Source organism: Streptococcus sp. HMSC063B03 (assembly GCF_001836965.1).
In the GTDB taxonomy this organism is placed as follows: domain Bacteria; phylum Bacillota; class Bacilli; order Lactobacillales; family Streptococcaceae; genus Streptococcus; species Streptococcus pneumoniae_F.
Genome location: NZ_KV831050.1, coordinates 103326 through 121992 on the forward strand (window position 1 = coordinate 103326; position 18667 = coordinate 121992).

Consider the following 18667-nt stretch of genomic DNA (forward strand, 5'->3'; position numbering starts at 1 on the left):
CCAGTTGCCGCAGTGATGAAGGTATCCTTAGTGAAGCTAAGGATACTAGGCAAAATTGGAGACTTTTGGCTCCAATTTTAGCAATGAAACAACGAAGTTGGTTGCTTGCGTGCCAATCACATAAGGCAAACTGGAAAATAAAAAGATACTTTTCGGAGAAAAAACATGACAAAAAACTTATTAGTAGAACTCGGTCTTGAAGAATTACCAGCCTATGTTGTCACACCAAGTGAAAAACAACTAGGCGAAAAAATGGCAGCCTTCCTCAAGGAGAACCGCCTGTCTTTTGAAGCCATTCAAACTTTCTCAACACCACGTCGTTTGGCTGTTCGTGTGACTGGTTTAGCAGACAAACAGTCTGATTTGACAGAAGATTTCAAGGGGCCAGCAAAGAAAATTGCCTTGGATAGTGATGGAAACTTCACCAAAGCAGCTCAAGGATTTGTCCGTGGAAAAGGATTGACTGTTGAAGATATCGAATTCCGTGAAATCAAGGGTGAAGAATATGTCTATGTCACTAAGGAAGAAGTTGGTCAAGCAGTTGAAGCAATTGTTCCTGGTGTTGTGGATGTCTTGAAGTCACTGACTTTCCCTGTCAGCATGCACTGGGCCAACAACACCTTTGAATACATCCGCCCTGTTCACACTTTAACTGTTCTTTTAGATGAAGAAGAGTTTGATTTGGATTTCCTTGATATCAAGGGAGGTCGTGTGAGCCGTGGTCATCGTTTCTTGGGGAAAGAAACCAAAATTCAGTCAGCATTGAGCTATGAAGAAGATCTTCGTGCACAATTTGTAATAGCAGATCCACGTGAACGTGAGCAAATGATTGTTGACCAAATCAAGGAAATTGAGGCAAAACATGGTGTAAGTATCGAAATTGATGCTGATTTGCTTAATGAAGTCTTGAACTTGGTTGAATACCCAACTGCCTTTATGGGAAGTTTTGATGCCAAATATCTTGAAGTTCCAGAAGAAGTCTTGGTGACTTCGATGAAGGAACACCAACGTTACTTTGTTGTCCGTGATCAAGACGGTAAACTCTTGCCAAACTTCATTTCTGTTCGTAACGGAAACGCAGAGTATTTGGAAAATGTCATTAAAGGAAATGAAAAAGTCTTGGTAGCCCGTTTGGAAGACGGAGAATTCTTCTGGCGTGAAGACCAAAAATTGGTTATTTCTGACCTTGTTGAAAAATTAAACAATGTCACCTTCCATGAGAAGATTGGTTCCCTTCGTGAACACATGATTCGTACGGGTCAAATCGCTGTGCTTTTAGCAGAAAAAGCTGGCTTGTCAGTGGATGAAACGATTGACCTAGCTCGCGCAGCTGCCATTTACAAGTTTGACTTGTTGACAGGTATGGTTGGCGAATTTGACGAGCTCCAAGGTATTATGGGTGAGAAATATGCCCTTCTTGCTGGGGAAACTCCAGCGGTGGCAGCTGCTATTCGTGAACACTACATGCCTACATCAGCTGAAGGAGAACTTCCAGAGAGTAAGGTCGGCGCAGTGCTTGCTATTGCAGACAAATTGGATACGATTTTGAGTTTCTTCTCAGTAGGTTTGATTCCATCAGGTTCTAATGACCCGTATGCTCTTCGTCGCGCGACTCAAGGTGTGGTTCGTATCTTGGATGCCTTTGGTTGGCACATTGCTATGGATGAGTTGATTGATAGCCTTTATGCTTTGAAATTTGACAGCTTGACTTATGAAAATAAGACAGAGGTTATGGATTTTATCAAGGCTCGTGTTGATAAGATGATGGGTTCTACTCCAAAAGATATAAAGGAAGCCGTTCTTGCAGGATCAAACTTTGTTGTGGCGGATATGTTGGAAGCAGCAAGTGCTCTCGTAGAAGCAAGCAAGGAAGAAGACTTCAAACCATCTGTCGAATCACTTTCTCGTGCCTTTAACTTGGCTGAGAAGGCAGAAGGAGTTGCTACAGTTGATTCAGCACTTTTTGAAAATGACCAAGAAAAAGCTTTGGCGGAAGCAGTAGAATCACTCGTTTTGTCAGGGACTGCCAGTCAGCAATTGAAACAGCTCTTTGCGCTTAGTCCAGTTATTGATGCCTTCTTTGAAAATACTATGGTTATGGCCGAAGATCAGGCTGTCCGTCAAAATCGTTTGGCTATCTTGTCTCATTTAACTCAAAAAGCAGCTAAACTTGCACGATTTAACCAAATTAACACTAAATAAAATTTGATAAACGGACTTTATCTTATCACAAAGGAGAAGAAATGGATCAGAAAAAAATTGATCGTATTAACGAGCTTGCCAAAAAGAAAAAAGCAGAAGGCTTGACACCAGAAGAAAAAGTGGAACAAGCTAAACTACGTGAGGAGTACATCGAAGGTTATCGTCGCTCTGTTCGTCACCACATTGAGGGAATCAAAATTGTGGACGAAGAAGGAAACGATGTTACACCAGAGAAACTACGTCAGGTACAACGTGAAAAAGGTTTACATGGCCGTAGTCTCGATGATCCAAATTCATAATAAATATTCTTTCTTTTAATAAGAATAGATAAAATAATAACCAAAAGACTAGCAGTTTTTGTCTGCTAGTCTTTTGTAACTTAAAAAGGAACCAAAATGGTTCCTAAAACTATTATTAGTTACTTGCGCCAGATGTAGCGTCTGCGCCACCACCGTGACCTCCAGCATCACCTGCATCAGAAGCTCCAGATGTAGCATCTGCATCGCCGTGACCATGTCCGCCAGCAGGAGCTGCAGCATTTCCACCGACTAAACGTTGACCAGTTGTATTGAGGTACCAGTCAAGCCATGGTTGGAAATTAAAGATAATTTCATTAATTCCAGCATATGAACCATCTGGGTAGTACATTGCTTGGTAATTATGGGTATTAATAACACCTTCAGGTGTTCCTGGCACAATTGTACGGACATATTCTTGATCCCCGTTACGCAATACGCCGACAACCCATTCAACGTTTTTCATTCTAGAATCTGGCAATGTACCGTGTACTGTCCCTAATCTATTTCCTGATTGAGCACGGACACGTTTACCAAACATTGTATCTGGGTCTTGGTGAGCGTTATTAAAGTACAAGAATTGATTGTTATCATCTGCAAATGTCAATTCAAATGGCATTGCTTTCAAGAACATATCAATTTGGTTAACTGTCAAGATACCGTGGTCTAATTTAACGTAAGTATCTCCAGAAACTGCTCCAACAAGCTCAGCAGCTTTTTCTACCCATTCTGGATCATCTGGGTCAACACCTTGGATGGTAGTTGCAATTGAATTTGTACAATATAAATCTTCTGGTTCAATTGGTTTTGGTTTTTTCAATTTTGAAACGACTCCCACATATTTTACAAAGTTGTCCAAGCATGTTTCAAGGAAATTAACAGTTCCTTCATTTGTGATATTCCCATTAACATCAAAAGCTTCTTTAGCTTTACCGAGAAGGAATTCATTTCCTGGAAGAGTGTAAGCATTGACACCTGGAGCGTCAAGAATCTTACGAAGGTGAACTTGGGCACGAGAAGTACCTTGGTCGTAGTAAGAAGCACCCACAATCATGACTGGCTTGTTTTCAAATGGATGAACTTCGTATGAAAGCCATTCAAGAACAGATTTTAGGGAAGCTGAGATTGTGTGGTTGTGCTCAGGAGTAGCGATGATAACACCATCAGCACGAGTAATTTTGTTATATAAATAACGTAATTGGAAACTTTCGTCCCATTTTTCGTCTTGGTTAAACATTGGAACTTCGTCAATTTCAAGAACTTCTAATTCAAATTTGAGTTTGAAGTGACGACGGATGAATTCCAAGAGTTTACGGTTATATGATTGATCGTAGTTTGATCCTACAAGTCCAACAAATTTCATTCTTTTTGGTCTCCTATCTTACAAATTTTCCCAGTCAAAGTCTTCAGCATCTTTGCGAAGTAATTCTTGTGCATTGCGCAATTTTTCTGTAATTTTTACAAAGATACGGAAGTCGTCAAAAGTGGCATCCAGTTTTTTGATAACATCAAGATCTACTAGGTCTCCACTTGGGGTGAAGGCTTGAAGAGAATGTGAAAGCAAGAATTCATCTGGAAGGACACTTGCTTTAATTTCTGGAGCATTCAAGATTTGGCGAAGTTGTAATTGGGCGCGTGATGAACCAAGAGTACCATATGAAGCACCAGTAATCATGATTGGTTTGTTCAAAAGTGGGTAAATACCGTATGACAACCAAGCAAGAGCACTCATCAAAACAGCTGGGATAGAGTGGTCATACTCAGGAGTACCGATAATAACGCCATCTGCCTCTTCAATTTTAGCAGCAATTTCTAAAATTTCAACAGGTACTTGCTTGTCAGCTGGTTTATTGAAGACAGGAATGTCTTTAATTTCAACAAGTTCAATTTCAGCTTTTTCAGCAAAGTGTTTTTGCATGTATTGAAGCAATTGGCGGTTTGTAGAACGTTTTGAATTTGTTCCAACAATAGCAATAAGTTTTAACATGAGATTTCCTTTCTCTTTTTACATAATACGATTTTAAAACTCCATTGAAACATCTATTTCTATGGAGTAGGAATTCCTGAAGAACAGCTTAGGTGACCTTCTTTATCGATGAGGATAGCTTCGATACCCTCCAAACTTTCGACTTGCCAGAGGATAGAAGCAGGTCTTTCTCCAAAAAGACGAGTTGTCCAGATTTCACCATCAACTGATTTATCAGAGATGATTGTTAGACTAGCAAGTTCTGTTTCAACAGGATAACCTGTTTGACTGTCAAAAATATGATGGTAATCTTTTCCATCGACTGTCAGATGACGTTCATAAATGCCTGAAGTCACGACAGATTTATTGACAACAGGGATGGTCATTAAGTGATTCCCCCTAGGATTGGCTGGGTCTTGAATCCCGATTTGCCAAGGCTGATTTCCTCTTGCCTGATTTTTTCCAATAGTCAGGATATTCCCTCCCAGATTGATCAAGGCAGATGTCACTCCCTCTTCTCTAAGAAATTGGGCAACTTTATCCGCACTATAACCCTTGGCTAAACAACCAAGATCGATCTTCATTCCTTTCTGTTTCAAGAATACAGTGGAAGTAGAAGAATCTAACTCTATATAATGAGGATTGATTAAAGGTAGCACCGATTCAATTTCTTGAGGCTGGGCAACTTTGGCATCTGAAAAACCAATGCGCCAGGTTTGAATCAAGGGACCAATGCTGATGTTGAGATGACTAGAGGGCGCTAGGCTATGCTCTAATCCAAGTGAAATCAATTCAAACAGGTCTGGATGAACTTTGACTGGAGCTATTCCAGCTTGATAATTGATTTCCATCAACTCCGATTCTTGACTATTGGCATTGAAACGATATTCTAACTCTTTGAGCAAATCAAAGGATTTTTGGAGCAAGATATCGGCTTGCTCATCCACTAATGAAATAGTGATAGTAGTCCCCATTAGCCGTTCAGAATGTGAACTAAGAGGCAAGCTACCAACTCCTTTCTCTTATGAAAAGAAGGCTGAAATATAGTAAATTTATATTAAATTTAACCCCTTACATTTTCTTTCCATGATACTAGCATACCATAAAGTCAGCGTTTTCACAAATAAAATTTGTAAACTTGTCAAGAAATATGCTCAGAAAATAAAGAGTAATTGTAAGAAAGGCTGATAAAATACAGATTATTTACATTTTTTTACAAAAAAATCGGGAAAATTAGCTAAACTCTTGTAAACGCTAACAGTAAATGATATACTAGAAGAGTAAATTTAAAATTGAAGGTAGGAATTTTTCTATGAGTAAAATCGTTGTAGTTGGTGCTAACCACGCTGGTACAGCATGTATTAATACTATGTTGGATAATTTTGGCAATGAGAACGAAATTGTTGTATTCGACCAAAACTCTAACATCTCTTTCCTAGGATGTGGAATGGCTCTTTGGATTGGTGAACAAATTGATGGTGCTGAAGGCTTGTTCTATTCTGATAAAGAAAAATTGGAAGCTAAAGGTGCTAAGGTTTACATGAACTCACCAGTTCTTTCAATCGACTATGATAACAAAGTAGTTACAGCAGAAGTTGAAGGGAAAGAGCACAAAGAATCATACGAGAAATTGATTTTCGCTACAGGTTCTACACCAATCTTGCCACCAATCGAAGGTGTTGAAATTGTTAAAGGCAACCGCGAATTTAAAGCAACTCTTGAAAATGTACAATTCGTTAAATTGTACCAAAACGCTGAAGAAGTGATTCACAAATTGTCTGATAAGAGTCAACACCTTGACCGTATCGCAGTTGTTGGTGGTGGTTATATCGGTGTTGAACTTGCTGAAGCCTTTGAACGTCTTGGAAAAGAAGTTGTCCTTGTTGATATCGTTGATACTGTTTTGAACGGTTACTATGACAAAGACTTCACACAAATGATGGCGAAGAACTTGGAAGACCACAACATCCGCTTGGCGCTTGGTCAAACTGTTAAAGCAATTGAGGGTGACGGTAAAGTTGAACGCTTGATTACTGATAAAGAAACTTTCGATGTGGATATGGTTATCCTTGCAGTTGGTTTCCGTCCAAATACTGCTCTTGCTGATGGTAAGATTGAACTCTTCCGTAACGGTGCCTTCCTTGTAGACAAGAAACAAGAAACATCTATCCCAGGCGTTTACGCAGTAGGTGACTGTGCGACTGTTTATGACAACTCTCGTAAAGACACTAGCTACATCGCTCTTGCTTCAAACGCTGTTCGTACTGGTATCGTTGGTGCATATAACGCATGTGGACATGAATTGGAAGGAATCGGTGTTCAAGGATCAAACGGTATCTCAATCTACGGTCTTCACATGGTTTCAACTGGTTTGACACTTGAGAAAGCTAAAGCTGCTGGTTACAACGCAACTGAAACAGGCTTTAACGATCTTCAAAAACCAGAATTTATGAAGCATGACAACCATGAAGTTGCCATCAAGATTGTCTTTGACAAAGATAGCCGTGAAATTCTTGGTGCACAAATGGTTTCACACGATTCTGCAATCAGCATGGGAATCCACATGTTCTCACTTGCTATCCAAGAGCATGTGACAATTGATAAATTGGCATTGACAGACCTATTCTTCTTGCCACACTTCAACAAACCATACAACTACATCACAATGGCTGCACTTACAGCTGAAAAATAAAAATGAATGAGCTATCTGGCCTTAAGCTAAGGTCAGATAGCTTTTTCATCATTCTGTACCCATACAGTTATGATTTTTTTATCTTGTGATTCATTCTAATCTAACTTAAAATGAAATGGTAGCTACCAATACAAATGATGAGGATAAAGAAATGACTGAAAATCGTTATGAACTAAATAAAAACTTGGCGCAGATGCTCAAGGGTGGGGTTATCATGGATGTGCAAAATCCTGAACAGGCCCGTATTGCAGAGGCTGCTGGTGCGGCTGCTGTTATGGCCTTGGAGCGGATTCCAGCTGATATCCGTGCAGCTGGTGGTGTTTCCCGTATGAGTGATCCAAAGATGATTAAGGAAATCCAAGAAGCGGTTAGTATTCCAGTAATGGCCAAGGTCAGAATCGGGCATTTTGTTGAAGCTCAGATTTTAGAGGCTATTGAGATTGACTATATCGATGAGAGTGAAGTTTTATCTCCAGCAGACGACCGTTTCCATGTGGACAAGAAAGAATTCCAAGTTCCTTTTGTCTGTGGAGCTAAGGACTTGGGAGAAGCCTTGCGTCGTATCGCTGAAGGTGCTTCTATGATTCGTACCAAAGGAGAACCGGGTACGGGGGATATCGTCCAAGCTGTTCGTCATATGCGCATGATGAATCAGGAAATTCGCCGCATTCAAAACCTACGTGAGGACGAACTTTATGTTGCTGCTAAGGACTTGCAGGTACCTGTAGAATTGGTTCAATATGTTCATGAACATGGAAAATTGCCAGTTGTTAACTTCGCAGCCGGAGGTGTTGCAACGCCAGCAGATGCTGCGCTAATGATGCAATTAGGGGCAGAGGGTGTCTTTGTCGGTTCAGGTATTTTCAAGTCAGGAGATCCTGTTAAACGGGCTAGTGCCATTGTTAAGGCTGTGACTAACTTCCGAAATCCTCAAATCCTAGCTCAAATCTCTGAAGATTTAGGAGAAGCCATGGTTGGTATCAATGAAAATGAAATCCAAATTCTCATGGCTGAGCGAGGAAAATAGATGAAAATTGGAATATTGGCCTTGCAAGGTGCCTTTGCAGAACATGCAAAAGTACTAGATAGATTAGGTGTCGAGAGTGTTGAAATCAGAAATTTAGATGATTTTCAGCAGCATCAGAATGACTTGTCGGGTTTGATATTACCTGGTGGGGAATCTACAACCATGGGCAAGCTCTTACGTGAGCAGGACATGCTGATTCCCATTCGAGAAGCCATTCTATCTGGTTTACCAGCCTTTGGAACCTGTGCAGGCTTGATTTTGCTGGCTAAAGAAATTACTTCTCAGGAAGAGAGTCATCTAGGAACTATGGATATGGTGGTCGAGCGCAATGCCTATGGGCGCCAACTAGGAAGTTTCTATACGGAAGCAGAATGTAAGGGAGTCGGTCAGATTCCAATGACCTTTATTCGTGGTCCAATTATCACTAGTGTTGGAGAGGGTGTAGAAATTCTAGCAACAGTTGATAATCAAATCGTTGCAGCCCAAGAAAAAAATATGTTTGTAACTTCTTTTCATCCAGAATTGACTGATGATGTGCGCTTGCACCAGTACTTTATCAATATGTGTAAAGAAAAAAGTTGAGATTGAATTTCTCAACTTTTTTACATGTAATAAACAATGGCAATGTATTGGAGGGCAGACGCAACTAGGATAAAAAGATGCCAAATCATGTGGAAATAAGGTTTTTTCTTGGCGTAAAATCCAGCTCCAACTGTATAACAAAGTCCGCCAGTTACCATGAGACTCCAGAAAATTGGTGTCGTTTGACTGATAATGGCAGGAATAATAGCCAGAACCAACCAGCCCATAATCAGGTAAAGAGCAAGGCTAAATTTCTCATTGACTTTCTTAGCAAAGATTTTATAGAGAATACCAAAGATGGTCGTTCCCCACTGGATAGCAATAATCAGATAGCCAAACCAGTTATTCATTAAGGTCAAGACGACGGGCGTGTATGAGCCTGCGATAGCCACATAAATCATTGAATGGTCGATGATCCGCAAGACGTATTTGTGGGTCGAACCATAGGCCATAGAGTGATAAATGGTGGATGATAGAAACATGAGAAAGAGACTAATAACGAAAATGGAAACGCCGATAGAGGATAAAAATCCGTGTGCCTCATAACTATAGGTGGATGAAATGGGGAGTAAGATGAGCATGATGACTGCACCTACGGCATGGGTCACGCTATTAGCAATCTCCTCTCCAAAACTGAGTTGTTTGCTGAGTTTAAGACTAGTGTTCATCGGATTTCCTCCTCTTGAGTATGATGGATTAAAGCTAGGGTTTGATGATAGAGCTTAACGGTTTGGCAGCTGGTTTGGATAATGGGGTTAGCTGGGTCAATTCCTTGGTTCATGTAGTCCACAAAAGCATCGTAGAGTTGGTCTGAACTTGCTTGAGTTTGTAGAGTATTAAGTGTCTGTGCTATTTCTTGAATAGAAAAGACAGATTTGAGGGTTGTGATAGCAATCAAACGGGCAATCTGTTGGCGTTGGTATTTTTTCTTGTCAGGCTTTGTCAGGTAACCATGTTTGACATAATTGTTGACCATAGATGCTGTCAGGCCCTTGTCTTTATCAGGAGAGATAGGGGCGCAGACCTGATTGACATAGAGTAAAACCTGGTCCAGATAGAGGTCAATGTTTGGGATTTCTGCCCATTTTGGGTAGGAAAAGGTAGTTTTCATTTCCAACTCCTTTTTATCTAGTTTTAATAACTAGATTATAAAATAATAAAAACAGAAAGTCAAGTTTTAACTGCTTGTAGAAAGACTTAAATTATGCTATGATGGGAGAAACTAGTCAGAAATGAGGAGAACAGATGGAGATTCGTTTAGCTTTTCCAAATGAAGTAGATGCCATCATGCAGGTGATGGAGGATGCTAAAAAATATTTAGCAGATGCTGGTAGTGACCAGTGGCAAAATGGCTATCCAAATGCTGATATTATTATTGAAGATATTATCTCAGGTCAAGCCTACGTAGCCTTGGAAGAGGGAGAACTACTAGCTTATGCAGCTGTGACCAAGAGTCCAGAGGCAGCCTATGAAGCCATTTATGAAGGCAACTGGCAAGCTGGAGAGTCAGAGTACCTGGTCTTTCACCGTATTGCTGTGGCAGCAGATGTCCAGGGACAGGGAGTTGCTCAAACCTTTTTAGAGGGCTTGATTGAAGGTTTTGACTATCTTGATTTTCGCTCAGATACGCATGCTGAAAACAAAGCTATGCAACATATTTTTGAAAAACTTGGTTTTAAACAGGTTGGTAAAGTGCCTGTTGATGGCGAACGCTTGGCCTATCAAAAATTAAAGAAATAATGCAAAAGAAGTACGCAAAAATGTTCTATTCTTCGCCAATAGGAACCTTGTCTTTGGTTGCCGACGAGCAATATCTGTATGGCGTTTGGGTGCAGGAGCAGAAGCATTTTGAGAGGGGACTAGTAGATGAGACGATAGAAGCAGTTGTTAGTCATCCCATTTTAGACCCAGTTATTGCTTGCTTAGATGCTTACTTTAAAGGCAAGCCTCAGGATTTATCCGACTTGCCTTTGGCTCCAATCGGAACGGATTTTGAAAAGCGAGTTTGGTCCTATTTACAGAGAATTCCTTATGGCCAGACAGTGACCTATGGACAAATAGCCAAAGATCTTCAAGTAGATTCTGCTCAAGCAATTGGCGGAGCGGTAGGACGCAATCCTTGGTCTATCCTAATACCTTGTCATCGTGTGCTAGGAGCAGGCAAGCGTCTGACAGGTTATGCTGCAGGAGTGGAAAAGAAAGCTTGGCTCTTGGAGCATGAAGACGCAGATTTTAAAGTTATAAAATAGAAAGTGAAACACATGTTAGAATTTATCGAATATCCAAAATGTTCAACTTGTAAAAAAGCAAAACAAGAATTAAACCAACTCGGTGTGGACTACAAAGCCGTTCATATCGTCGAAGAAACACCTAGCCAAGAAGTCATTTTAAACTGGCTAGAAACCTCGGGTTTTGAGTTGAAGCAATTTTTTAACACCAGTGGAATCAAATACCGTGAACTAGGGCTGAAAGATAAGTTAGGAAGTCTGTCGAACAAAGAAGCGGCTCAGTTGCTCGCAAGTAACGGTATGTTATTAAAACGACCAATTTTAGTAGAAAATGGAACTGTTAAGCAAATCGGTTATCGAAAAGCTTACGAAGAACTGGGACTGAAATAGTTTTTATCTATCTCTTTGATAGATAAAATATATAACCTCCCTGTTTCAAAGTATGATAAACTAGTAGGTAGACAAAGTCTGTATCTGACCGTAGCAAATAATTTCATTGACGGCAGAAGTATGGTAGAATGAATCATTATCAGGAGAGGATGTTTTTATGAATTTTACAACGATTTTAGCATCAGATTGGTATCAAAACTTGATGCAATTGATTCCGGATGGCAAGCTGTTTAGCCTGCGTTCGGTCTTTGATGGGATTCCAAGAATTGTCCAACAACTTCCAACAACGATTATGTTGACCATTGGTGGTGCTCTTTTTGGCTTGCTTTTGGCGCTTCTTTTTGCCATTGTGAAAATCAATCGTGTCAAGATTTTATATCCCTTGCAGGCCTTCTTTGTTAGTTTCTTAAAAGGGACACCGATTTTAGTGCAACTCATGTTGACCTACTACGGAATTCCTTTGGCTTTGAAAGCTCTCAATCAGCAATGGGGTACTGGTCTCAATATCAATGCGATTCCAGCCGCTGCTTTTGCGATTGTCGCCTTTGCCTTTAATGAGGCAGCTTATGCTAGTGAAACCATTCGTGCAGCCATTCTCTCAGTCAATCCTGGTGAGATTGAGGCGGCACGCAGTCTGGGGATGACCCGAGCACAGGTTTATCGTCGCGTGATCATTCCAAATGCAGCAGTTGTGGCCACTCCAACCTTAATCAATTCCCTAATTGGCTTGACCAAGGGAACTTCCCTAGCCTTTAGTGCGGGTGTTGTGGAAGTCTTTGCCCAAGCTCAGATTTTGGGTGGTGCCGATTATCGTTACTTTGAACGCTTCATCTCCGTTGCCCTTGTTTATTGGGTAGTCAATATCGGAATTGAAAGCCTCGGTCGTTTCATCGAGAGAAAAATGGCTATTTCTGCACCCGATACAGTGCAAACAGATGTGAAAGGAGACCTTCGTTAATGATTAAGATTTCGAATTTAAGCAAATCCTTTTCAGGACAGACTGTCTTGGATCATCTGAACTTGGATATTCAAAAAGGGGAAGTTGTAGCCTTGATTGGTTCTTCAGGAGCTGGAAAATCAACTTTCCTTCGTAGTCTCAATTATCTTGAGACACCTGACAGTGGCTCTATTCAGATTGATGATTTCTCAGTTGATTTTTCTAAAATCACTCAAGAAGAAATCCTTGCCTTACGCCGTAAGCTGTCTATGGTTTTCCAACAGTTTAATTTGTTTGAACGCCGAACAGCACTTGATAATGTAAAAGAAGGCTTGGTTGTTGTCAAGAAATTATCCGACCAAGAAGCAACCAAGATTGCCAAGGAAGAGTTGGCTAAGGTTGGGCTTTCTGACCGTGAAAACCATTACCCTCGACATTTATCAGGTGGACAAAAGCAACGGGTTGCTTTAGCGCGTGCGCTTGCTATGAAACCAGATGTCTTGCTTTTAGACGAACCAACTTCAGCTCTTGACCCAGAATTGGTCGGCGAAGTAGAAAAGTCTATTGCAGATGCTGCTAAGTCAGGTCAAACCATGATTTTGGTTAGTCATGACATGTCCTTTGTAGCTCAAGTTGCGGATAAGATTCTCTTCCTAGATAAGGGGAAAATCATTGAGTCTGGAACACCGGATGAGATTATCCACCATCCTAAAGAAGAGCGAACAAAAGAATTCTTCGCTAGTTACAAACGGACTTATATTTGATATAATAGATAAAGAAAAACTCAGTTAGCTGGACTAGCTGAGTTTACTCTTTAAAAAAGATAGAAATGAGAGAAATCATGCTACTGCAACTATTTTCTTTATATTTCGAGAGTTTGATCTTGACAACCATCCTCGTCCTGATTTTTTTAGGGATTTGGATTGGACTGAGAGCCATGTCGGGAGTTGATAAGACAGCCAAGGCTCGCCAAGCCCATCTCTATGATATGATTATGATTGGTGTTTTGGTTGTTCCAGTATTATCCTTTGCGGTTATGAGTTTAATTCTTGTTTTCAAGGCATAATCCTTGCGTGATTGACAAGAAAGAGTTAGAATAAAGATAGTTACAACAAGAAAGAAGGAAACTATATGTACGATACTATTATTATCGGTGCTGGACCTGCAGGTATGACTGCAGCCTTGTATGCTGCTCGAAGCAATCTGAAAGTAGCCTTGATTGAAGGTGGTCTGCCAGGTGGTCAGATGAATAATACATCTGATATTGAAAATTACCCTGGATACGCTAATATTAGTGGGCCAGAATTGGCAGAAAAGATGTTTGAACCGCTTGAAAATCTTGGTGTTGAGCACATTTATGGTTATGTTGAAAATGTCGAAGACCATGGTGATTTTAAGAAAGTGATGACTGATGACCAAACATATGAAACTCGTACCGTTATCGTAGCGACTGGCTCTAAACACCGTCCTTTGGGAGTACCTGGAGAAGAAGAACTGAACAGTCGTGGTGTTTCTTACTGTGCCGTGTGTGATGGTGCTTTCTTCCGTGACCAAGATTTGTTGGTAGTTGGTGGCGGAGATTCAGCTGTCGAAGAAGCCCTCTTCTTGACTCGTTTTGCTAAGACTGTTACCATTGTTCACCGTCGTGACCAGCTTCGTGCACAAAAAGTGTTACAAGACCGCGCCTTTGCGAATGAGAAAATCAGCTTTATCTGGGATTCTGTAGTCAAGGAAATCAAGGGTGAAAACAGAGTAGAATCTGTCGTATTTGAAAATGTGAAAACAGGTCAAGTGACAGAACAAGCCTTCGGTGGTGTCTTTATCTATGTTGGATTGGACCCTCTTAGCGAGTTTGTTAAAGAATTGAATATCCAAGATCAGGCTGGTTGGATTGTGACAGATAACCACATGAAAACTGCGGTTGATGGTATCTTTGCCGTTGGAGATGTTCGCTTGAAAGACCTTCGCCAAGTGACAACAGCAGTTGGAGATGGAGCTATCGCTGGTCAAGAAGCTTATAAGTTTATCACCGAACATAGTTAATCATAAAAAAGTTTCCAATCAGATGACTGGAAACTTTTTTATAGTCTATTTCGAAAAACTTCGTACATGAGAATGGCTGCAGCAACACTGGCATTGAGACTTTGAACATGTCCATTCATCGGAATGGTAATCATCTCATCAACCTGTTTTTTGATGTTGCTAGAGATGCCTTTTCCTTCATTTCCGATGATGAGGGCAATTTTCCCTTTTGTATTCCACTTGTGGCAAGGAGTCCCATTCATATCTGTTCCAAAGGTCCAGAATCCTTCATCCTTGAGTTTGTCTAGAGTTTGGCTCAGATTGGTCACTCGAGCAATTGGAACGTGCTCAATAGCACCTGTGGCTGTTTTGGCAACGACAGGAGTAACTCCGACAGCACGGTGCTTGGGAATGATGACTCCTGAAACATTGGTCGCATCGGCTGTTCTTAAGATGGAGCCTAAGTTGTGAGGGTCGGTTAAGCCATCCAGAATTAATAGCAAAGGATTTTCTTCTTGGCGTGTTTTGGCAAGGATTTGGTCCAGCTCACTATAGGCAAATTCGGACACTCGTAGAACAAAACCTTGGTGGACAGCACCTTCAGTCATCTCAGAGAGGGATTTTTTTGAGGTCCAAGAAATGGAGACCTTCTTTTCTGTAGCTAGTTCCTTGACTTTCTCAACATTCTTACCTCGGAGATCTTCTTGGAGGTAAAGTTTGTTTCCTGTGTTTGCAAGGAGAGCTTCGGTAACGGCGTGGACGCCATAGACAATATCATTTGTTTTCATGCCTCTATTATAACACAAAACCCCGTCTTGCAACGGGATTTTCTTTATTCCAGAATCAGTAAACCATCTTTAACTGCAAATGGGTCTTTTTCATTGATACGATCGTAAAACATGATACCGTTGATGTGGTCAATTTCATGCTGAACAACGATGGAGTTGTAGCCTTTGAGCTTGATACGGTGTTTTTCTCCATCATTGTCAAAGTAGTCAACAGTAACGCGGGCATGGCGAACTACATAGCCAGGCACGTTGCGGTCAACAGAGAGGCAGCCTTCTCCTTCACCAAGAGCAGCGTCTTGAACAGAGTGAGAGACGATTTTTGGATTGTACATAATGGCTTGCAAGTCGTAGGCTTCCTGTGGAGTTTCGCCTTCTTCGACAATGTTTGGCACCAAAACAGCGATAATACGTTTTGAGATATCTAATTGAGGAGCAGCAAGTCCAACCCCACCGCGGAGTCCCATCTTTTCAGCCATGACAGGATCTTGGGAATGTTTGAGGAATTGCATCATCTTTTCGCCTAGGATGATTTCATGGTCAGACAAGGGGAAAGTGACTTCCTCAGCAACTGCGCGTAGAGTAGGATTCCCTTCGCGGATAATATCGTTCATATCAATTAAGTGAGCAGCTTTTGTAATACGTTCTATTGCAGACATTTTCTCTCCTTTCATTACCTCTACATGATATCACAAAATGACAAGGAATGAAAGCATTACAGCCTTTAGGATTTATAGAAAATAGATAGAAGTTCAATTCATACTCAATGAAAATCAAAGAGCAAACTAGGAAGCTAGCCGCAGGCTGTACTTGAGTACGGTAAGGCGACGCTGACGTGGTTTGAATTTGATTTTCGAAGAGTATCAATTGTGAAAGAATTACTTATCTGTGATATAATAAAAAGAAAAGGCTTGCATTAGAAAGTAGGGAGAATGAAGATGCAAAGAAGACAAGATAGACATAAACGTGGACCAGTTTTTCATTTTGTGAGAGGCTTTGTAAACTTTTTTAGGAGTTATCGCAAGTGGAGTAATAAGGGATTTGTGGCGATACTCTTGCTAGCAGTTGCTTTATCAATGGGCTTGGTCTTGCTGTTTGAAAGTTTCCAAGGAATCCCCTTGACCAGTCAAAAAAAGGATGCCATTTCTAAAGAAACAAATAAGACAAATCAAAAATCTAAAGATCAGGGAGAAGAAGAAACAAGTGCTCGTATTATGGCCCATGGAGATTTACTTTACCATGATATTATCTATATGTCAGCTAAAAAGGAAGATGGCAGCTATGATTTTCATGAGAATTTTGAATACGTAACTCCTTGGCTTAAGCAGGCAGATTTGGCAATAGGTGATTTTGAAGGGACCATTAATAAAGATCATTATCTAGCTGGCTATCCTTTATTTAATGCTCCTGTTCAAGTAATGGATGCTATTAAAGATGCTGGGTATCATGTTTTAGATTTAGCCCATAATCATGTTTTAGATTCTCAAATTGAAGGAGTTATTTCAACGGCAGATGCAATTGAAAAGGCAGGAATGACACCTATTGGAGTTTATACGCACGAGTCACGTGATCAAGCTCCGCTCGTTATCAAGGAAGTGAACGGTATCAAGGTTGCACTTTTGGCTTATTCTTATGGATTTAATGGAATTGAGCAAAGTATTTCTCAAGAAGATTATAACCGCTATCTTTCAGACCTAAACGAAGATAAGATGAAGGCTGAAATTGAGCGTGCAGAGAAGGAAGCGGATATTACTGTTATCATGCCTCAGATGGGTGTTGAGTATCGCATAGAACCGACTGAAGAGCAAAAGGCTTTGTACCACAAGATGATTGAATGGGGAGCGGATATTATCTTTGGAGGCCATCCACACGTAGTTGAACCATCTGAAATTGTTGAAAAAGATGGAGAGAAAAAACTTATCATCTATTCTATGGGAAACTTTATTTCCAATCAGCGAATTGAAACGATGCAAGGTGTAGACAATGCTAAGTGGACAGAGCGTGGTGTTCTTATGGATGTAACTGTCAAGAAAAACAGTGGAAAAACAACTATTGAAACAGCTAAAGCTCATCCTACTTGGGTCAATAGAACACCAAAGGGAACTTTTTCACCAGAAGGATATCCCTTATATCATTACCAAACCTATATCCTAGAAGACTTTATCGAGGGTGGTAGTCATCGTGAGCAGTTAGATGAAGCGACTAAGGAACGAATTGATGCAGCCTATAAAGAAATGAACGAACATGTAGGATTGAAGTGGGATTAGCTTGAATTCAGAGGAAAGTAAATGACGATTAAAGTAATTGCGACAGATATGGATGGGACCTTGCTGGATGCTAGAGGCCAGCTTGATCTCCCACGCTTGGAAAAGATTTTAGATCAGTTGGATCAAAGGGGCGTTCGTTTTGTCATCGCTACGGGCAATGAAATTCACCGTATGAGGCAACTACTGGAGCACTTGGTGGATCGAGTGGTTCTGGTGGTTGCCAACGGTGCTCGTATTTTTGAAAACAATGAACTGATTCAGGCTCAGACTTGGGATGATGTCATTGTCGATAAGGCCTTGGCTTATTTCGAGGGTCGATCGTGTCAGGATCAGTTTGTTGTAACGGGGATGAAGGGTGGTTTCGTCAAAGAAGGTACGATTTTTACAGACCTTGAAAGTTTTATGACTCCAGAAATGATTGAAAAATTCTACCAACGGATGCAATTTGTGGATGAATTAACCTCTGACCTCTTTGGTGGTGTTCTCAAGATGAGTATGGTTGTTGGTGAGGAACGTTTGAGTTCGGTTTTGGAAGAAATCAATGACCTCTTTGATGGCCGCGTTCGGGCTGTATCGAGTGGCTATGGTTGCATTGATATCCTTCAAGCTGGAATTCATAAAGCATGGGGCTTGGAAGAATTACTCAAGCGCTGGGACTTGAATCCCCAACAAATCATGGCTTTTGGTGACAGTGAAAATGATGTTGAAATGCTTGATATGGCTGGAATTGCTTATGCGATGGAAAATGCTGATGATAAAGCCAAAGCTGTGGCGACTGCTCTAGCGCCAGCCAATAGCCAAGGAGGAGTTTACCAAGTCTTGGAAAACTGGTTAGAAAAAGGAGAATGAAGTGGCAGTACAGTTATTAGAAAATTGGCTCCTAAAGGAACAGGGTAAAATCCAAACCAAGTATCGTCACTTAAATCAGGTTTCTGTTGTAGAGCCAGACATTCTTTTTATTGGGGATTCCATTGTCGAATATTTTCCTCTGCAGGAACTATTTGGGACTGCAAAGACGATTGTCAATCGAGGCATTCGAGGTTATCAGACAGGGTTGTTACTAGAGAATCTGGATGCGCATCTGTACGGTGGGGCGGTAGATAAAATTGTCCTTTTAATTGGGACAAATGATATCGGAAAAGATGTGCCTGTGAATGAGGCTCTCAATAATCTCGAAGCTATCATACAATCCATTACTCGCGATTATCCATTGACTGAGATTAAATTGCTTTCCATTTTGCCAGTCAATGAGGGAGAGGAGTACAAGCAGACA

22 protein-coding genes are annotated in these 18667 nt (G+C 40.8%); 15 read left to right on the forward strand and 7 right to left on the reverse strand.

The features are described from left to right. The first annotated feature begins 165 nt into the window (after positions 1–165). On the forward strand, positions 166–2202 hold the full coding sequence (glyS, locus tag HMPREF2628_RS06775; protein WP_070842712.1) for a glycine--tRNA ligase subunit beta: 2037 nt from the start codon (positions 166–168) through the stop codon (positions 2200–2202). Between the two features lie 41 nt (positions 2203–2243). Further along, positions 2244–2501, forward strand: coding sequence for a DUF896 family protein (locus HMPREF2628_RS06780; protein WP_000372163.1), 258 nt, complete (start codon positions 2244–2246; stop codon positions 2499–2501). Between the two features lie 115 nt (positions 2502–2616). On the opposite strand, the gene HMPREF2628_RS06785 is transcribed toward HMPREF2628_RS06780, so the two are convergent. Genes HMPREF2628_RS06785 through HMPREF2628_RS06795 form a run of 3 tightly spaced genes read right to left on the reverse strand, consistent with a single transcriptional unit; the run spans position 2617 to position 5468 of the window. After that, complete coding sequence (locus HMPREF2628_RS06785) at positions 2617–3861, reverse strand: NAD(P)H-dependent oxidoreductase (RefSeq protein ID WP_000673661.1); 1245 nt, start codon at positions 3859–3861, stop codon at positions 2617–2619. Between the two features lie 18 nt (positions 3862–3879). After that, the gene (locus HMPREF2628_RS06790; RefSeq protein ID WP_070842713.1) at positions 3880–4485 is read right to left on the reverse strand and encodes an NADPH-dependent FMN reductase; all 606 of its coding nucleotides are present in this window, start codon (positions 4483–4485) and stop codon (positions 3880–3882) included. Between the two features lie 59 nt (positions 4486–4544). Further along, positions 4545–5468 carry an FAD:protein FMN transferase gene (locus HMPREF2628_RS06795; RefSeq protein WP_070842714.1) on the reverse strand — a complete coding sequence of 308 codons (924 nt, stop codon included), beginning with the start codon at positions 5466–5468 and terminating at the stop codon, positions 4545–4547. A gap of 308 nt (positions 5469–5776) precedes the next feature. Between HMPREF2628_RS06795 and nox the strand changes: the two genes are divergently transcribed. From nox to pdxT, 3 genes are all read left to right on the forward strand, one after another. Continuing rightward, the gene (gene nox / locus HMPREF2628_RS06800; protein WP_070842715.1) at positions 5777–7156 is read left to right on the forward strand and encodes a H2O-forming NADH oxidase; all 1380 of its coding nucleotides are present in this window, start codon (positions 5777–5779) and stop codon (positions 7154–7156) included. A 151-nt stretch (positions 7157–7307) separates the two neighbouring features. Beyond that, positions 7308–8183 carry a pyridoxal 5'-phosphate synthase lyase subunit PdxS gene (gene pdxS, locus HMPREF2628_RS06805; protein WP_000138517.1) on the forward strand — a complete coding sequence of 292 codons (876 nt, stop codon included), beginning with the start codon at positions 7308–7310 and terminating at the stop codon, positions 8181–8183. Next, entirely contained in the window at positions 8184–8765 is a 582-nt protein-coding gene (gene pdxT / locus HMPREF2628_RS06810) for a pyridoxal 5'-phosphate synthase glutaminase subunit PdxT (protein WP_070842716.1), read from the forward strand. Between the two features lie 20 nt (positions 8766–8785). Here the strand turns inward: pdxT and HMPREF2628_RS06815 are convergent, their stop codons facing one another. Beyond that, entirely contained in the window at positions 8786–9433 is a 648-nt protein-coding gene (locus HMPREF2628_RS06815) for a PAQR family membrane homeostasis protein TrhA (protein ID WP_033680091.1), read from the reverse strand. Beyond that, complete coding sequence (locus tag HMPREF2628_RS06820) at positions 9430–9876, reverse strand: DUF1836 domain-containing protein (RefSeq protein ID WP_070842717.1); 447 nt, start codon at positions 9874–9876, stop codon at positions 9430–9432. The genes HMPREF2628_RS06815 and HMPREF2628_RS06820 overlap by 4 nt, the downstream gene beginning before the upstream one ends. A 134-nt stretch (positions 9877–10010) precedes the next feature. Here HMPREF2628_RS06820 and HMPREF2628_RS06825 point away from each other — a divergent pair, with 134 nt between their 5' ends. The 7 genes from HMPREF2628_RS06825 (at position 10011) to trxB (ending at position 14363) form a co-directional block, all read left to right on the forward strand. Then, the gene (locus HMPREF2628_RS06825) at positions 10011–10505 is read left to right on the forward strand and encodes a GNAT family N-acetyltransferase (RefSeq protein WP_045607171.1); all 495 of its coding nucleotides are present in this window, start codon (positions 10011–10013) and stop codon (positions 10503–10505) included. Beyond that, the gene (locus HMPREF2628_RS06830; protein WP_070842718.1) at positions 10505–11014 is read left to right on the forward strand and encodes a methylated-DNA--[protein]-cysteine S-methyltransferase; all 510 of its coding nucleotides are present in this window, start codon (positions 10505–10507) and stop codon (positions 11012–11014) included. The genes HMPREF2628_RS06825 and HMPREF2628_RS06830 overlap by 1 nt, the downstream gene beginning before the upstream one ends. Before the next feature lie 12 nt (positions 11015–11026). Then, positions 11027–11383, forward strand: coding sequence for an arsenate reductase family protein (locus HMPREF2628_RS06835; protein WP_070842719.1), 357 nt, complete (start codon positions 11027–11029; stop codon positions 11381–11383). Between the two features lie 157 nt (positions 11384–11540). Continuing rightward, entirely contained in the window at positions 11541–12341 is an 801-nt protein-coding gene (locus HMPREF2628_RS06840; protein ID WP_070842720.1) for an amino acid ABC transporter permease, read from the forward strand. Then, a complete protein-coding gene (locus HMPREF2628_RS06845) occupies positions 12341–13084 on the forward strand; it encodes an amino acid ABC transporter ATP-binding protein (RefSeq protein WP_000590982.1) in 744 nt (247 codons plus the stop codon). Before HMPREF2628_RS06840 ends, HMPREF2628_RS06845 begins: the two co-directional genes overlap by 1 nt. A gap of 77 nt (positions 13085–13161) precedes the next feature. Continuing rightward, positions 13162–13386 (forward strand): DUF4059 family protein, encoded by a 225-nt coding sequence (locus HMPREF2628_RS06850; RefSeq protein WP_000926599.1) that lies wholly within the window; start codon positions 13162–13164, stop codon positions 13384–13386. Positions 13387–13451: 65 nt separating this feature from the next. Next, complete coding sequence (trxB, locus tag HMPREF2628_RS06855) at positions 13452–14363, forward strand: thioredoxin-disulfide reductase (RefSeq protein ID WP_070842721.1); 912 nt, start codon at positions 13452–13454, stop codon at positions 14361–14363. A gap of 38 nt (positions 14364–14401) precedes the next feature. Here the strand turns inward: trxB and rlmB are convergent, their stop codons facing one another. Continuing rightward, entirely contained in the window at positions 14402–15130 is a 729-nt protein-coding gene (rlmB, locus tag HMPREF2628_RS06860; RefSeq protein WP_045611907.1) for a 23S rRNA (guanosine(2251)-2'-O)-methyltransferase RlmB, read from the reverse strand. Positions 15131–15174: 44 nt separating this feature from the next. Continuing rightward, positions 15175–15786 carry a peptide deformylase gene (gene def, locus HMPREF2628_RS06865; protein ID WP_070842722.1) on the reverse strand — a complete coding sequence of 204 codons (612 nt, stop codon included), beginning with the start codon at positions 15784–15786 and terminating at the stop codon, positions 15175–15177. 279 nt (positions 15787–16065) lie between these two features. On the opposite strand from def, the gene HMPREF2628_RS10530 reads away from it, so the two are divergent. The 3 genes from HMPREF2628_RS10530 to HMPREF2628_RS06885 form a co-directional block, all read left to right on the forward strand. Beyond that, the gene (locus HMPREF2628_RS10530; RefSeq protein WP_083320538.1) at positions 16066–17394 is read left to right on the forward strand and encodes a CapA family protein; all 1329 of its coding nucleotides are present in this window, start codon (positions 16066–16068) and stop codon (positions 17392–17394) included. Positions 17395–17415: 21 nt separating this feature from the next. Continuing rightward, positions 17416–18243 (forward strand): HAD family hydrolase, encoded by an 828-nt coding sequence (locus HMPREF2628_RS06880; protein WP_070842723.1) that lies wholly within the window; start codon positions 17416–17418, stop codon positions 18241–18243. Position 18244: 1 nt separating this feature from the next. Then, on the forward strand, positions 18245–18667 hold a 423-nt coding region (locus tag HMPREF2628_RS06885), incomplete at its 3' end, for a GDSL-type esterase/lipase family protein (RefSeq protein ID WP_070842724.1).

Coding starts and splice junctions, on each gene's coding strand:
- HMPREF2628_RS06785 (WP_000673661.1), bottom strand. CDS start 3,861: ATGAAATTTGTTGGACTTGTAGGATCAAACTACGATCAATCATATAAC.
- HMPREF2628_RS06820 (WP_070842717.1), bottom strand. CDS start 9,876: ATGAAAACTACCTTTTCCTACCCAAAATGGGCAGAAATCCCAAACATT.
- HMPREF2628_RS06835 (WP_070842719.1), top strand. CDS start 11,027: ATGTTAGAATTTATCGAATATCCAAAATGTTCAACTTGTAAAAAAGCA.
- nox (WP_070842715.1), top strand. CDS start 5,777: ATGAGTAAAATCGTTGTAGTTGGTGCTAACCACGCTGGTACAGCATGT.
- HMPREF2628_RS06880 (WP_070842723.1), top strand. CDS start 17,416: ATGACGATTAAAGTAATTGCGACAGATATGGATGGGACCTTGCTGGAT.
- def (WP_070842722.1), bottom strand. CDS start 15,786: ATGTCTGCAATAGAACGTATTACAAAAGCTGCTCACTTAATTGATATG.
- HMPREF2628_RS06830 (WP_070842718.1), top strand. CDS start 10,505: ATGCAAAAGAAGTACGCAAAAATGTTCTATTCTTCGCCAATAGGAACC.
- HMPREF2628_RS10530 (WP_083320538.1), top strand. CDS start 16,066: ATGCAAAGAAGACAAGATAGACATAAACGTGGACCAGTTTTTCATTTT.
- HMPREF2628_RS06845 (WP_000590982.1), top strand. CDS start 12,341: ATGATTAAGATTTCGAATTTAAGCAAATCCTTTTCAGGACAGACTGTC.
- trxB (WP_070842721.1), top strand. CDS start 13,452: ATGTACGATACTATTATTATCGGTGCTGGACCTGCAGGTATGACTGCA.
- pdxS (WP_000138517.1), top strand. CDS start 7,308: ATGACTGAAAATCGTTATGAACTAAATAAAAACTTGGCGCAGATGCTC.
- HMPREF2628_RS06790 (WP_070842713.1), bottom strand. CDS start 4,485: ATGTTAAAACTTATTGCTATTGTTGGAACAAATTCAAAACGTTCTACA.
- HMPREF2628_RS06840 (WP_070842720.1), top strand. CDS start 11,541: ATGAATTTTACAACGATTTTAGCATCAGATTGGTATCAAAACTTGATG.
- HMPREF2628_RS06825 (WP_045607171.1), top strand. CDS start 10,011: ATGGAGATTCGTTTAGCTTTTCCAAATGAAGTAGATGCCATCATGCAG.
- HMPREF2628_RS06780 (WP_000372163.1), top strand. CDS start 2,244: ATGGATCAGAAAAAAATTGATCGTATTAACGAGCTTGCCAAAAAGAAA.
- rlmB (WP_045611907.1), bottom strand. CDS start 15,130: ATGAAAACAAATGATATTGTCTATGGCGTCCACGCCGTTACCGAAGCT.
- HMPREF2628_RS06850 (WP_000926599.1), top strand. CDS start 13,162: ATGCTACTGCAACTATTTTCTTTATATTTCGAGAGTTTGATCTTGACA.
- pdxT (WP_070842716.1), top strand. CDS start 8,184: ATGAAAATTGGAATATTGGCCTTGCAAGGTGCCTTTGCAGAACATGCA.
- HMPREF2628_RS06815 (WP_033680091.1), bottom strand. CDS start 9,433: ATGAACACTAGTCTTAAACTCAGCAAACAACTCAGTTTTGGAGAGGAG.
- glyS (WP_070842712.1), top strand. CDS start 166: ATGACAAAAAACTTATTAGTAGAACTCGGTCTTGAAGAATTACCAGCC.